The following is a 15,421-nucleotide window of genomic DNA, read 5'->3' as shown; positions in this document are numbered from 1 at the left end:
CCCGAAACTTCGCACTGCTTTGCCCCGCAACATTGCTCAACAAAGCCTCCTATAGTCTGCTGGCCTCTCAAAAAAGATGAGGCTGTCCCAAAAGTGAAATGAAGGCTTTGAGAATCGCCTAAACGAAAAATTGACTCTAACAGGGATACGAATAAAAGAGGCTGCTCAATACTTTTGAGACAGCCTCTCTCAAAAAAGATATGCCGAAAGCATAACAACAAAGCACATTAATAAAATATATACCAATTATAATGTCAAAACCTTATTTTAAGGTGTATTTTCTGTTGTTAAGCTCATTTTAAACTTTTTTAAAATATTTAAACGAAACACCAAAATTTTAATGGAAAATACCCTCCTTTGGCATATTTTTTTCTAACTATTTCGAAAACCCCCGAAGTATGGCAAAAATTTCCACACAGTTAAGCTTAATCTCTTTTTATAAGAGGTTCAGCATCACGAACTTGTTTCGACATCAACGCTATCAGCACTGCTTTTTACAAGCTTCCGGCTCAGGCAACCGCATTACTAACCGTTAAAATCAGCCCACCTTCAAATGAAAAATCAAAATCACATTTTGGTTAAGGCTACTGCTTTGCCTATACTTAAGCGTTTTATGTTTTCACTGGTTATTGTATGCGCCATGCTAAACTCCAAAGGCCAAACGCATACCCCCGTAACGGCAAAAATTTCTTCTCATATAAAAGGGTATTGGGAATACCTGCCCGCCGATTACAATAGCAGCAAAAAAAATTATCCTGTGCTCATTTTCTTTCATGGCATAGGTGAAATGGGCTCAGGCTCCACGAAGGATCTGCAAAAAGTTCTTAAAAACGGTCCTCCTGCCCTCATCAATAAAGGTAAATTTCCAAAGTCTTTCAAAGTAAATGGAAAAACATCTTCATTCATCGTTATTTCCCCGCAGTTTACCAACAGTACCCGCAGCGTGCCGGAAATAGATAAATTAATAAAATACATACAGGCTAAATACAGAACAGACAACAACAGGATATACCTTACCGGCCTTAGCCAGGGTGGAGGTACATCCTGGTTTTATTGTTCCCAAACACCCAAGAGCGGTAAAAAGCTCGCCGCAATGGTTGTTGTTTGTGGTAACCTGCCTGCGGGAGATAATTATGTTGCCAATGTTGCAAAGTCTAACCTTCCTGTTTGGATTACCCACAACAAAGGAGACAACAAGGTTAATATTAACACCACCAGCATTCCATGGAACAAAAAACTGAATGCGTATAAGCCATCCTTATCAGTAAAATCTACCTTAACAATTTTTGACAAATACGGTCACGACGCATGGACACAGACTTATAACCCTGAGTGGAGGCCTAACGGGCTTAATGTTTACGAATGGCTGTTGCAGTATAGCAGAGGTAATGCTCCGGAAGAAACCAACAGCACGCCTGTTGCGGCGATAGAAACCACAACAGAAATAATCCTGCCGGTAAACTCAGTTACATTGGATGGCACATCATCAAAAGACAGTGATGGTTCTATAAAAACCTACGCCTGGAAGCTGCTGAGCGGCCCGGCCGGTTACAAATTAAGCGCCACCAATAAATCTAAGGTAAAACTTACCAAACTTGTTGCCGGCACTTATAAGGTTGAGCTTACCGTTACAGACAACAAAGGCGCAACAGGCACGGCTACAGAAAGCATACTGGTAAGAAAAGAGAAAGCGAATGAAGCACCTGTAGCTGTTATAAACACCAAGGAAAATATACTGCTTCCGCTAAACTCTGTAACACTCGACGGTAGCGGATCGAAAGACAGCGATGGCGCTATTAAAAGCTATACATGGAAGTATCTGAGCGGGCCATCCATTTTTAAGTTCAGCGCATTAACCGGCGCTAAAGTGGTATTAAGCAAACTGATAGCAGGTACTTACAAAGTACAGCTTACCGTAAAAGATAACAAAGGCGCAACCGGCGTAACTACTGCCACCATTGGTGTGAAAGAAGAAATGAATGAAACGCCGGTGGCTGTGATTGTGTCTTCTGCCAATAACCTTACTTTACCGGATAATGAAGTTAAGCTGGACGCTACAGACTCCAAAGACAAAGACGGTTCTGTGAAGCGTTATAGCTGGAAGGTAGCTTCGGGCCCAGCCAAATACAAATTTACCCTTACCAATGGCAACAGGGTTACGCTGCGCAATCTTGTAGCAGGCACATACAAAATACAGCTTACCGTAACAGACAACAAAGGCGCCGAAGGCACTGCCACCCAAAACATAACCGTTAAAGCAGCAGCTAAACCTGGTGACAGCAACGCTCCTGTAGCGGTAATAAAAGGTGCACACGACGTAATACTTCCGCAAAATAGTATCGAGTTGGATGGAAGCTCTTCTAAAGAAGGAAGCGCACCTATCCAGTCTTATTTCTGGGAATATGTTTCCGGCCCTGGTGGCTACGCTTTTTATGGCACCGCCAACCCTAAAGTTACAGTTGCCAAAATGTGGGAAGGAACAAGGGTTTTCAAGTTGACTGTAACTGATACAAAGGGAAGAAAAAACAGTGCAACGGTTAGCGTAAGCGTTAAGAAAAAATCGGCCAAAAACACCGCGGCACTGGTGGTAAACCCATCGTCAGAAACACTTACCCTTGCAGAAGCCCCAATGGCAACAGCGGCTGTAAGTACAGGCGAGCCGGTGGCAATAATTACAGGCGCAAAAACATTAACGCTCCCTGATAATTCTGTTACGCTTTCGGGTACGTCTTCAACAGCCGGCGCTGCACCTATTCAATCTTATTCCTGGAAGTTTGTTTCGGGCCCCGGCGGTTACGTGCTAAATGGTACCGCTAAATCTGTACTGACTGTATCAAAAATGTACGAAGGCACAAGAACATTCCAGCTAACGGTTACCGATACCAAAGGTTTGAAAAGCACAGCAACCGTAAGCGTTACTGTTCAAAAAGCTGGCGCCACACCGGTTAACGCTGCACCTATAGCCAACATACAAGGCACAACCAGCCTGGTTCTTCCCAGCAACGCTACTGTACTGGACGGCACAACCTCAACTGATGCGGATGGCACTATTCAAAAATACACCTGGTCAAAAGTTTCTGGTCCGGCTACAGTTACAGTTTCCGGCTCTGGCACTTCAAAGCTTTCCCTTACTGGCATGGTAGAAGGCACTTACTCTTACAAACTTACCGTAACAGACGACCAGGGCGCTACGGGAACTTCTACAGCCACTATCGTTGTTGCGTCCGCGACTTCTAATAAAGCACCGGTAGCAACAATTAAATCCGTTGCGGCTATAACATTGCCCGCTAACTCGGTTACACTCGATGGCACCGGCTCCACAGACAGCGACGGAACCATCTCAAAATATGCGTGGTCTTACGTAAGCGGGCCCACAACTTACAGTTTCAGCAGTACAACAGCTTCAAAAGTTACACTGAGCGGCCTTACAACTGCCGGCACTTACGTAATGAAGCTTATTGTTACTGACGATGATGGAGCAACAGCCTCTGCCAATGTAAGCGTTGTTGTTAACCCGGCGGCAGCACCACCGCCGCCGCCATCTACAGACTGCGGCTGTAACATTACCATTACACCACCATCCAATGGGTCGGTATATGCCAAGGGTAAAGACCTGGGAGTAAAACCAGGAGACGTGGTTTGTATTAAAGCGGGCACTTACAGAAGCCTGCAGTTTACTGACTTTAACGGAACGGCGGACAAGCCCATTATCTTTAAGAATTGTGGCGGCCAGGTTATTGTAAACGGAGTTACTGCAACGGCCATTGCCGTGTATACCAGCAGTTACTTCAAGTTCACCGGCTCCGGCACTTCTGCTAAATATGGTTTTAAAATAACCACGCCAACAGCAGGCTCTTACAGCACCATTGGTATGAAAGTATCTATGCAGTGTACCAATTTTGAAGTAGAACGTATGGAAATACAAAGAGCTTCTGTAGGCATCATGATTAAAACAGAGCCTACCTGCGACCCGCTTTCCTGGAAGGGTAATTACACCATGCGCAATATAGACCTGCACGACATGTATATACACGATACGCAGGGCGAAGCTTTCTATTGCGGCTACACATTCGGCTCTTATACCATTACCTGCGACGGTGTTAAGAAAACAGTTTACCCGCAGTTTATTGATGGCCTGAAAGTACACCACAACATTACAGACAGCACTTACTGGGATGGCATCCAGATAGGCCATGCCACCAATGTACTTGTGTACGAGAATAAGGTTACCAATTATGGGCTTGGCAATTCAGGCGGGCAAACAGTTGGCATCATCTTTAACCCGGGCTCTACAGGCAAAATGTACAACAATACCATTATGAATGGTTATGGCCCCGGCATACAGATTATGGGCCAGGGTAAGATTTACGCTTACAACAACCTTATCCTTAACCCCGGCATGAACAAGGTAGCGCAGAACGGTATCTTCATTGATGACAGGCCGGAACCCACACCACAAACACTTACCGTGTTTATCGCCAACAACTCCATCATCAATGCCGGTAAAAATGCCATCTACTTCCTTAACTCAAGCGGTACGGTAGGCACAGATAACCATTTCTACAACAACTATGGCGTTATTAAAGACAACTACCTGTACAAACTGCTGGAATGCAGGTTTACCTATACCGCAGCCAACAACCTGCTTAAGGTAGTTAACACTACGGCTTTGGCAAGTACATCCAGCTATTTACCCACATCCACCTCCCCAACAGTGGATGCCGGTAAAGACCTTACTTCTTACGGCATTACATCCGACTTATTAAGTGTGGCAAGGCCGCAGAATGGTAAGTTTGATATAGGCGCTTACGAATACACAGGCGCCGCTGCCAAAACCACAACGGCTATCGCCTCAGCAGAAGGTGAAAAAATACAGGCCGTTGTTGGCAAAGAGGTGGGTTATAAACCGGGCTTATTTGTAACACCGGTACCTGCAAGGGATTACTTAACGCTTACGCTTAACGATAAAGCTACAGGCAAGGTTGCCGTTAAGATTATAGATGCAGGCGGCAGGCTGGCCATACTGGACAACAAGAACATAAAAGACAATGCCAACTGGCAAAGCAGGCTGGATGTATCCCGCCTTACACCCGGCGTTTACTACTACGATGTACAGGTTGGCACCAGCCGCTTCACAGGAAAATTCATTAAACTAAAGGATTAGAAAAACCGGTTACATTATCCATTCATCCGCGTTATAAAACCACAGAGGCAAGCTTTTAAAAGGCTTGCCTCTTTTTTTGCTTGTAGAACGCGATGCATCGCGTTTCTACAATGTTGCCGCAAAAAGAATAAGCGTGCTGCACCTTTGGGTGAGGGATTGCAGCGGATACCCCGGTGAAGGTTTTGTGTGTAGGCTTATGTGCCGGAGTATAAGCGGAAAGCCCGACCCCTTGCGCAGCTTGGGGGCACCCCCGACTTATTATTTACCTGAACGGTTTATAATGTGCTTCTGTAGCAAATTGCAGCATGGGCTTATCGCCATTGGTATCGCCGTAGGCTATGATGACGCTGTAAGAGGCTGTATTGAAGTGTGCTTTTACCCTGCTTACTTTTTCAGGGCCGTTGCAGTTTAGGCCAAGCAACTTGCCGGTAAGGCGGCCATCTTTTTTTTCAAGACGGCTGCTGAGGCAGGTTAATGAATGCTGGTTACAAAAGGGCATTACCCAGTCTTCTGCCGAGGCGGATACGATAGCGATATCGTGCCCTTTTTGCTGGTATTGCTGTATGGTTTCTATGGCCTGTGACCGCAGCAGGCCCGGCAACACGCTGGCAGAAAAAGAAGCGCATACTTCGGTAAATTCTTTTTCGGGAGTTCCCTTCCAAAAATGTGTCATTACCATTTCCTTCATGGGCTGGCTGGCAATAAAGCCGGTTTTGTGCAGGGCAAGCTGTGCAAAATGCCGCATCATACCCATATAAAAACTATTGCTGCCTTTGTGGTATTTAATCAGTTCAAACAGCGTGTCTTTGTAGGTGATGGTACCGTCAAAGTCGAATAGTACAAGTGTTTTACCCAATGTTGAGTTTTTTATAGATAGATTCGGGAATACTGGTGAATACAAGCATTACATAACGCCACAAGCCTTTTGAATAAATGATATTCTTTTTAGAAGCCACCGCTTTGTAAATATCGTGGGCCACCAGTTGTGGTTGCGCGGTAAGCGGGCTGGGCAGCTTCATGCCGGCAGTCATTTTGGTATCTACATACCCGGGTAAAACCGTTACTACATGCACCCCTGCGGCAACAAGCCTGCCCCTTAGGCCAGAGAGATACGTAGTAAAACCAGCCTTGGCGCTGCCGTAGATATAATTGTTCTTTTTGCCCCTTATGCCCGCTACTGAACTTATGCCAACAATAACGCCTTTCTTCTCTTTTTCCATCAGGTTGGCGAGCTCATTCAATATGCTTACAGCGCCGGTATAATTACTGTTGATAATGCGAGTTGTTTCGTCCCAGTCATGCTCGGCAAGCTGCTGATCGCCAAGGTAGCCAAAGGCGACTATAACAACATCCGGCACAAAGCCCAGTGAAGTTGTAAATGTTTTGTGAGAAGCAAAATCCGCAGCGTCAAAATACACGGCTTCAGCCTTCAGCTTATAGCGTATGGTAAGGTTAGCTGCATCTTTTTTAAGCGCTTCCATATTTCTGCCGGCCAGCCAAACCTGGTAACCTTTAGCGGCATATTGGTGTGCACAGGCAGAGGCTATGTCTGATGAGGCGCCAAGTATCAATAAATCGGGCATGAGTGTTTTAATTTTCTTGAAAAGGTTATGTTGGCCTGGTAATGTTTACTTTAAAAAACTTTTATGTTGGGCAGGTATAGAATAATATAGAAACTGATGATCCAAAGGACGATAACGCCCTGGATGAACAAGTCTTTGTACAGCATTTTTGTAGGCGATTCAGAACTGCGGTTAATGTAAGTTATCTGCAGGTAGCGGAACAAACCAGCCACCACAAATACGGCGGTGTAATACAGCCTGTGCGTTCCCATTTTGGCAATAGTGGCGGGTGATGTGGCATACATGATATAAGCCATAATCATAATGGCTGATACAACGGCCAGCAGTATGTTAATCATTTCAAGGCTGTAGCCTTTTATGGATTTACGCATATCAACACCGGAAGCCTGCTTCAGGTAAAGGTCATCTCTTCTTTTGGTTAGCGCCAGGAACAATGCCAGCAGGTACACCATTATGGTAAGCCATTGGGATATACCCACCCCTGCAATTACGCCCCCGCCCTTTATTCTTAACACAAAACCAATTGCGATGAAATTGATATCCAGGATTGAAATATTCTTTAGCCCAAAACAGTACCCGAGGTTAAGCATAAAGTAAGCCAGCAGGATAAAGAAAAATACCATATGCAGGCTGTAGGCTATTGCAAGGCCGGTAGCGGCGCAGGCTATAAGCACCGCAATAGCGGTTGCCGGAGAAAATATACCGGCTGCCAGTGGGCGTTTGCATTTAACGGGGTGCAGTTTGTCTGACTCAATATCCCGGTAATCGTTAAGTATATAAATACTGCTTGCTACAAGGCCGAATGCCAAAAAGCCAATAGCCAGTTCAACAAACTTATTGGATTGAAAAATTTCGCCGGCAAAAAAAACAGGAATAAAAATGAAAAGATTTTTTATCCATTCTTTTAATCTCAATAGTTTTACAAAATCCTTAAACAGGCCAAGAACATTGTTTTTTTTGGTTGCAGCTATTGGTTGTTTCATGTTTAATGATAAATCTTTTAACTAAAATGAAAACCTGTGAATCCCTTATCCACAAAGTTGTATCGTTTTGTTCCGTGGCTTGAAATCGTTTTGATTGTTGTTTCCGCTTCCCTACCGCTTTTTATTACTTTTCCATACCGGGTAAACATTTTTCTTTCCTGGGAAGGCGCTTATCGCATAAGTCAGGGTCAGGTTCCGTATAAAGATTTCGGGCTGCCACTGGGGTATGGGTTTTGGATTATACCCGCATTGTTTTTTAAAATATTTGGCCCGTATATGATAACACTGGTTAAGGCCCAGGTTTTTATCAATATTCTTTCAGGTCTTTCATTCAGGAGTATTTTAAAAAGTTTACAGGTTCAGCCATTTATCCGCCTGCTGGCCATTATTGTTTTCATCATTTCCTTCTCTTTCTTCAACTTCTGGCCCTGGTATAACCATACGGTAATTGTGTACCAGCTAACAGGTTTGGCGTTCCTTTTCAGATATCTGATACCCAAAGAAAGCAAAAGTTCTGCTTTCTGGTTAATTCTTTCGGCACTTTTTCTGTTCCTGTCATTTTTTACCAAGCAGGATGGCGGCGGTTTAGGCCTGCTTATTTGCCTGGCATTACTACTATATCAATGTATTTTAAACAAAAAATATAAAGCCATTTTAATCTTTACAGGCTCTTATATTGCAATTGGCGCATTGTTTATTGTACCGGCCAGCGCTTACAATTTTGGTTATTGGTTTAACCATGGCCAACCACCGCACACCAGCAGGCTATCTGTTGCAGACTTTCTTGCCAAGCTGCTGGGCGGCTCTCAATGGATAAAATTTTATGCGCTGCTGATGGTTATTTTGTTGCTGCCGCTATTCAAAAACTTTAAGGAGGCATTGCAAAACCAACGGCTTGTTTTATTTGCGCTGCTTACTTTCGGCATTTTGGCAGAAGCCGCTGTTTTTCAGTTTACCAGTTACACGCCGCCGGATAACAACATTTTCTACCACAGTTTCGCTTTTGCCTTCATTGTCACCCTGCTTAGTGAACTTAATATTTTTGCCGCCTACAACTTTAAACACGTAACAATACTTGCGGTACTGGTAGCGCTCTGGTGGTCTGAAATGTTCTGGAAGTACATTGACCGCAAAGTGCAGCTTATGGTGGGCAACGAGCTTACCGTAAGCCCCACCGGCGAAAATATTGTAAACGAGAAAACGTACATCATTAACACCGATACCAGCCGGGTTAACATACCACAAGCCCAATGGGTGCAAACAGATATACCGGTGTTTAAAAAGTTAACCATGCCCGCCAGCGCCGCTGAAGGACTTAAACGTACCATCAATAACCCACGCATTACGTCCAAAGTGGCCAATAACCGCATCCTTAACATGACGGAGTTTACGCCGCTTGGGTATATCATGGGCTTTCAGTATGAACGTGGCAGCCACTACCCTCTCTGGAACCATTTGGGCGTGGGCATGTTCAACAAACAAAAGGATATGTTTTGCCAACGCATTTCCCAAAAGTACTACGATGTGGTGCTGTACGAATACATACCGGTGCTTAACAATTTTTACCCGTTTGAAATAAGAGACAGCCTTAAAAAGAACTATGAGCTGATCGATTCTTTTCTTGCCCCACGCAGCCCTACGTACGGCTATATTGAAGTGTATGCAAAACCACAATAACGGCTTTACCTGCTTCGCAGGATAAAGAGCAATGTTTGGTTACCATCGCCGGGAACTATTATGAAGCTTCCGTTGTGTCACTCACTTGTACGCCTTGTTCTTTATTGAGCAGCTAAACCAACATACCTCAGCATAATGTGCTTAATGTTAAGGTAACGAATGTCAGGTTGAGCTTGCCGAAACCGGGTTAAGCAAGTCACTTTTTCACCAATGCGCCTTCGACAGGCTCAGGCTGACAGCTTAGGTTAATGACATTATCGTTACCTTTTAATACACTGGAATCATACTTTTATCATGATGAAACATAGCTACGTGCAGGCGAAAAGAATTACAGAACGTACAAGAGTGCGACGCAACGGAAGCCTCATAGTAATTCTTCTGCCGGGCCCATAAAAAACACCATACGCCTGCGGCGTATACCCGGTTAAAAACTCTTATTTAGTAATTGGAATTTGCTGCTGCTGCATAACCCTTAAATGCCCGAATGCATCTTTAAGCGGCATGCCCAGCAAAGCTTCGAGACCGGCCTCTTTTACTTTAAGGTCGCGGTTAAGTGTTGCACGTTTTACCTCTTCGTTGTTGTACACTTTGCTGGCATCGGTATAGGTTTCAAGAGAAATTTCTCCCTTGTTGAATTTCTCTTCCACCTTAGAATAAATAACAGACTGGTCCTGCATCACCTGGTCTTGCAAGGCAATTAACTTTTGCGTAAGCGCATAATCGTGGTACGCGGCAATAACAGTTTTTCTAAACTCCGCTTTAGCGGCTTTAAGGCCTTCTAATTCTGACTGCAGCTTATAGTAATTGGCCTTGGCAATTTTGGGGCTGGTAATTAAATCGCTTAACGATAAACGCATGCCCACATTGTACCTGGGGAAAAAAACATTTCGGTTATTTGGATCTGCTGTACCACCGCTGAAAAGATTATTAACGGTGTATTCGTTCAGGTTACCGGCAACGCTAAGATTATTCCAAACAGAGTTTTTGGAGGCCCGGTAAGTGTACTCCGTTGACCTTGCATTTAGTTCTGCCGCCTTTATTTCAGGGTTTTGCAGCGCCAGGTCAGCCAGTGCTTCGGCAACGCTGTCAATACCCGTTTTAGGTGTGCTGTAATTAAGTATTTCTTTTGTAGTTTGCCCAAAGGAGGCGGATACGAGAAGAAGGGTGATGGAGTTCAGGATGAACTTTTTCATGTTGCTTTGTTTTAAGTTTTATGTTCTATGTTTTGCTTTTCTAATTGAGAAACCCTTACAATAATGGCTACACAGGCATAAAAGAAAAAGCTGCCGGGTATTTGCCCGATGGCCACCTGGGAATATTGGGCAATAATGTTGCCGAATATAGCCACGATGGCCCCCAGTAAAATGCGCTTTGCTATTCTGTGCTCTGTACGGTAATAGCATTTTATACCGGTTCTTAAAATAAAGAAATAAAACAGCATATTCAGCAAAAGGCCGGGCCAGCCCAGCTCCAGTGCGAATTTAAGCAGGCCGCTATCCGGCGGAAAACCGGCCAGCGCATGTGAAGGGTTATAGCTTAAACTTGATTCTCCGGTGGTGGAAAGCCCCCCGCCAAAAATGTGGCTGTAGATGTAGGGCTGTATGCGCTCACGGTTAACGTCACGCACATTTACCGATGCGTCTTCTGAAAAAGTAAACGCTGTACGTATCCTGTTAAGCGTGGTATTTCCGTAAAAAGGCCCATAGATGAGCACCACAAATACCACCAGGAAAAAACAGGAAAGCGCAAGCGCCTTCTTGTTAGCGATATTCATAAGAAAATAAAGCACCAGGCCTGCTGTAAACAACAGTGTGGCTGTTCTTGTACCGGAGTAAGACATGCCCAGCAACAAAAACACCAGCACCACCACATACTTAGCCCCTTCTACCCGGGAACGGGATGTTACAAGAAGCGTCATTACAAAAAGGGCTGTTACCGCGGATACTACGCCATAAGACATGGGATCTGACAACAGGGAGAACTTCCTGAAATCTCCATTGGGTAAAGAATAAAGGTTAACTGCCGTTTCGCTAAGGTGAATCCAGGATACTTCAAAATCAGCCAGGCCATTCCATTGCTGAAAACAACCGTACAGCGCCGCAACAAACATGGTAGCTATCCACACTTTAAGAAAGAACAGCATGTTCCTGTATGTTTGAAACAGGTTGAGTGCTATAAGGTAAGCAATTATCTGGCGCAGCAGTTCTCTAAGGTAAACAAAGTTGCCTTCCATAGAAGTTCTGTTGGGGTTAGCAAATTCCAATATGGTATAGAGAAGGTTGGCAAGAATAAAATAGGAGATAATATGCTTGAAATGCCCGGCACCTTCATGATTAAGCTTGCGCTTTACAATTATGCCGATATAAGATATATACAGTATGATCTCTATTACAAAACCATAGCCCCTTACATGCAGCACACGGTTTACAAAAAACATAATGAATGTTGAAATAATAGCCGTGTAAAAACCAAAACGCGGGTTTACAAAAGACCATATAGCTATACCCGCCCCGGCCACAAGCATCACCCAAAAAGAAGCGGCTTCAATATCATAATACAGGTAAGAAATTCTATACGACAGGTAAACAGCGGCAAGGGGCAGCAATAAAATGATTGCTGATTTTACCAGGCTCTTTTTGTCGTATGCCGTAAATATTTTCAACACTTTACAATTACCAGTTAAAAGAATAGGATTTTAAGAAAGAAAAACAACAACATTACCGCTACAAAAACAGTTACAACAAATTCCAGTATAACTTTTTGTGAGTTTTTCGGTGCTTCATTTTCTGAAGATGTGTGGTCATAGTTTTTCATAATCCGGCTTTAATGTACAAAATATAAAAGTAGCTGATAAAGAGGGGGCTTTTAAAAGTGAGGCTAACCTGAGCCTTGCTTTCGCAACGGCCCAGGTGTAACCTCGATCCTGAACATAAAACAAAAAGCGAGGTAGGATGCAATACGGTACAATCAGAGGTCCAGGTCATTGGTTTGTACCTTGTTAAGTATCGCACCGATAAATTTATTACTGTATTGGCGCAGGAACTTGATAGATTCTTTGTCTGTTGCCTTTATAATGGCATCTGAACTGAAGACGGCAATCATGCCATCGCTGTATTTCAGCAGTTCCTTTGTATCGGTATAGCTGTTAAGCGGGGCGCCTTCAAAAAAGATGAAATCATACACCGGCAGCAACTGGTCAAGATAGTTAAGCAGGTGGTTTTTAGGCAATATTTCAGAAGGTGTATAGTCACCATAGCCGCAGCCGATGCTGTCTACACCATCCATCTTTGTTTTTGTAATTAATGGCTTTATATCTTCTACAGAAAAGGGTTTACCATTCATCTGGAACTTTTCAAGCACCGGGTTGGCGGCAAGCAAAGCTGTAAGATCGTTGTTGCAAAAATTGGTATCAATAATCAGCACACGTTTCTTGCCCAGGCTCAAGCTGTACGACAGGGCCTGTATCAACATTGTTTTACCCTGCCCGGGTTCTGTACTGGTAAACAGAAAAATCCGCTTACCGCTGTTTTCTATTTCAAACCGCAACTTGCGCAGCAGCTCTCTGAATACGTTATGCCTGTTCCGCTCATCATGGTCCACATAGTTCATCTGCTCAAACACATTGCCCTTAATCTTTTCAACATAATTAATCGTACCCAGCAGCGGCAGGTTAACCTGGCGTAAAAACTGCGATGGTGTTTTAATTGACTGGTCAAGATATTCCAGCAACGCTATCACCAAAATACTCAGGAACAATGCACCTATGCCGGCCAGGGCTACAATTGCCATACGCTTGGATGGCTCCGGTTCAAACTTTGGCTGGCCGAATAATGTTTGGTTAAAAGCGCTGAAACCTTCAGCAAGCGCCAGCATTGAGTTCAATTTGTTATTGGCGGCGGTATATTCGGTTTGCGCAAGTGTTATCTCCTGTTCCAGCTTCTGAATATCCGCACCGGAAGTGGCTATACTTCCCAAAGACGCCCTTAACTGTCTCAGCTTGGTTTCGTACAATCCTATACGCTGGGTAGATGCTTTCAAATCGGCATCAGCAAAAAGCTTCTTTTGCACCAGGTCGTCAATCGAAACAGTGGCTCCTTCCTGTGTTGCCCCTGCACCCGTAGTTACATCCAGCCTCTTCATACGTTCCTGCAGGTCATCCATGCGCCTCTTAAGGTCCGCGTCATTAGATCCTTTGGCTACATACTGGGCATTCAGGTCGTTGTATTGCTTCTTTAATACCAGGTACTGGCTGTTATCGGCGAAATATACTTTAGCACTGGATACTGAACTCTGCCCCTTGGACCTTGCTTCCTTTATCAGGTTATCCAGTTGGGTTACCACAAAATTTAAATTGGTTTGCCTTGCCCTCTCCTCTGTAAGCTGAGATTCATACGTGCTTTCCTGGGATAGTTTGCTGCCTCCATCTACGCCTACATCAATAATATTATGACTTGACAGGTAGTTGGATTTGGCATTAAGCTTTTGGTCAAGCAATGCTTTCTTCTGCCTTACGGTTGAATCAAGGCTGGCAATAGATACGCCGGTATTGCTAACCTTTATACCTACATAATACCTGTTTAACTCACTAATAAGTGTATTTACAGCAAACGCGGAAAGGTCCGGGTTATGAGATTTCATCTCAAGGTTAATGTAGTCTGTTTTGGCCAGCCTGTACACATACAGGTTGCCTGTAAGAGACTTTACATCATACCCGTAAATCTCCAGGAAGTCCATTAACTGCAGATCCTCTGGTACGTCAGGATTCAGCGGCTCCAGCTTGTTCAGTTTATCCTGGTAAGCTTTCGCGGCTTTTGCCAGGTCTATCTCTTCATAAACAGCCGCTTTCTTATCATCCTCAGTAAGAACAGTAAACGGTTTTGTTTTGTTGGTAAGGTCGTGCAGTATCAGGTTATAAGACAGTAGCTGCACCACCTTGGGCGAAGTAAAATTCTCTATTACGTTATTGAACTTAATGTCAATCTGCGTAAAATTCAAATTCTCCTCACTCATCTTTATTGCCTCACTTGTTGTAAAGCCGGTTGCTATTTGTGCAGACGACTTGTACACGGGCTTCAGATTCATGGTAAACACGTAAGCGGATACTATTGCTGCTACGGTACATAGCAGTATAATCCACTTTTTACGCCACAAGGCGTTAAAAAGGTATAAGATTTCCATAAGAGACTTGCTTTTGCTTTTTTGTTTATGTTCAAATAAACCCGGCGGGTAGAAACCCGCCCTGGGTTTATGTATAAGATCCAAATACTTTAGCTACACAGGGTAATAAAATTCCGGTTGTTTTTTTTGAGCCCGGCAGCAGGAACATTGGTTAAGCGTCCCTTGCGTCGCACTCTTGTGCCCTACCGCTTTACGCAACAACCGATCAGGCATCCCGCAGCATTGCGGGGTACGTTCAGAACATTCTTCATCCTTTTTCCTTCTCCTTCAGGAGAAGGTGCCCAAAGGGCAGATGAGGCTTTATTCACCAATTGCCTAGTAGCCTGCCCGGGGCAAACAAAGCGAAAGGGCCTTGTCCGCTGCTCAGCACATTTTACCAGCCAGGCGTTTTATTTACCTGTACAGCTTTAATGCTTTATTGTTTAATTACTTTAATCTGGTTGTTTTCACCGGGTAAGCCGAGTACCTTGATGTAGTACACGCCGTTAGCCAACCCTTTACCGCTTAGGCCAAGCTTTTGTTGCCATACGCCTTTGGCTACGCTGCCAAATCCGCGGCTAAATATAGCCCTTCCGTTCATATCAAACACTACCACATCCAGTTTATTTACGTTTTCCTTCAGCAACATTCTCAGCGTTACATCATCAGTGAACGGACTTGGGAATGCGGTAAGTTTATCTGACTGCAGGCTAAATGCTTCCTTCGCTTCAGCGGTAGCCGCGGTATTATTGCTGCTCTTGTCTTTGGCATCTTTGCCGCCATTCATCTTCCGTGCGTATATCGGCGGTGTTTCCTCTGTGCTTACCACCTGTTTGCCCTGTATCTGCAGGCTGTTC

9 protein-coding genes are annotated in these 15,421 nt (G+C 44.2%); 2 read left to right on the top strand and 7 right to left on the bottom strand.

All coding sequences use genetic code 11. From position 1 onward, the window contains the following. Positions 1-553: 553 nt before the first annotated feature. Positions 554-5,164 carry a PKD domain-containing protein gene (locus F0364_RS02945; protein WP_153796263.1) on the top strand — a complete coding sequence of 1,537 codons (4,611 nt, stop codon included), beginning with the start codon at positions 554-556 and terminating at the stop codon, positions 5,162-5,164. Positions 5,165-5,426: 262 nt separating this feature from the next. On the opposite strand, the gene F0364_RS02940 is transcribed toward F0364_RS02945, so the two are convergent. Genes F0364_RS02940 through F0364_RS02930 form a run of 3 tightly spaced genes read right to left on the bottom strand, consistent with a single transcriptional unit; the run spans position 5,427 to position 7,730 of the window. Then, the gene (locus tag F0364_RS02940; RefSeq protein ID WP_207632489.1) at positions 5,427-6,020 is read right to left on the bottom strand and encodes an HAD-IB family hydrolase; all 594 of its coding nucleotides are present in this window, start codon (positions 6,018-6,020) and stop codon (positions 5,427-5,429) included. After that, positions 6,013-6,747 (bottom strand): SDR family oxidoreductase, encoded by a 735-nt coding sequence (locus F0364_RS02935; protein WP_153796261.1) that lies wholly within the window; start codon positions 6,745-6,747, stop codon positions 6,013-6,015. The genes F0364_RS02940 and F0364_RS02935 overlap by 8 nt, the downstream gene beginning before the upstream one ends. Before the next feature lie 50 nt (positions 6,748-6,797). Continuing rightward, positions 6,798-7,730, bottom strand: a complete 933-nt coding sequence (locus F0364_RS02930) for a decaprenyl-phosphate phosphoribosyltransferase (RefSeq protein ID WP_153796260.1) — start codon at positions 7,728-7,730, stop codon at positions 6,798-6,800. Positions 7,731-8,006: 276 nt separating this feature from the next. Between F0364_RS02930 and F0364_RS02925 the strand changes: the two genes are divergently transcribed. Continuing rightward, the gene (locus F0364_RS02925) at positions 8,007-9,407 is read left to right on the top strand and encodes a hypothetical protein (RefSeq protein ID WP_153796259.1); all 1,401 of its coding nucleotides are present in this window, start codon (positions 8,007-8,009) and stop codon (positions 9,405-9,407) included. A 434-nt stretch (positions 9,408-9,841) separates the two neighbouring features. Here F0364_RS02925 and F0364_RS02920 read toward each other — a convergent pair whose 3' ends face one another. From F0364_RS02920 to F0364_RS02905, 4 genes are all read right to left on the bottom strand, one after another. Further along, positions 9,842-10,600 (bottom strand): TolC family protein, encoded by a 759-nt coding sequence (locus tag F0364_RS02920; protein ID WP_153796258.1) that lies wholly within the window; start codon positions 10,598-10,600, stop codon positions 9,842-9,844. An 11-nt stretch (positions 10,601-10,611) separates the two neighbouring features. Further along, positions 10,612-12,069: an O-antigen ligase family protein gene (locus F0364_RS02915; protein ID WP_153796257.1), complete on the bottom strand. Its 1,458-nt coding sequence runs from the start codon at positions 12,067-12,069 to the stop codon at positions 10,612-10,614. A 305-nt stretch (positions 12,070-12,374) separates the two neighbouring features. Then, positions 12,375-14,585 carry an exopolysaccharide transport family protein gene (locus tag F0364_RS02910; protein WP_153796256.1) on the bottom strand — a complete coding sequence of 737 codons (2,211 nt, stop codon included), beginning with the start codon at positions 14,583-14,585 and terminating at the stop codon, positions 12,375-12,377. 415 nt (positions 14,586-15,000) lie between these two features. Continuing rightward, the coding region (locus F0364_RS02905; protein WP_153796255.1) for a T9SS type A sorting domain-containing protein at positions 15,001-15,421 on the bottom strand (421 nt) is incomplete at its 5' end.

This window comes from Foetidibacter luteolus, assembly GCF_009650435.1.
Classification (GTDB): Bacteria; Bacteroidota; Bacteroidia; order Chitinophagales; family Chitinophagaceae; genus Foetidibacter; species Foetidibacter luteolus.
This window is presented reverse-complemented; position numbering and strand designations above follow the sequence as displayed.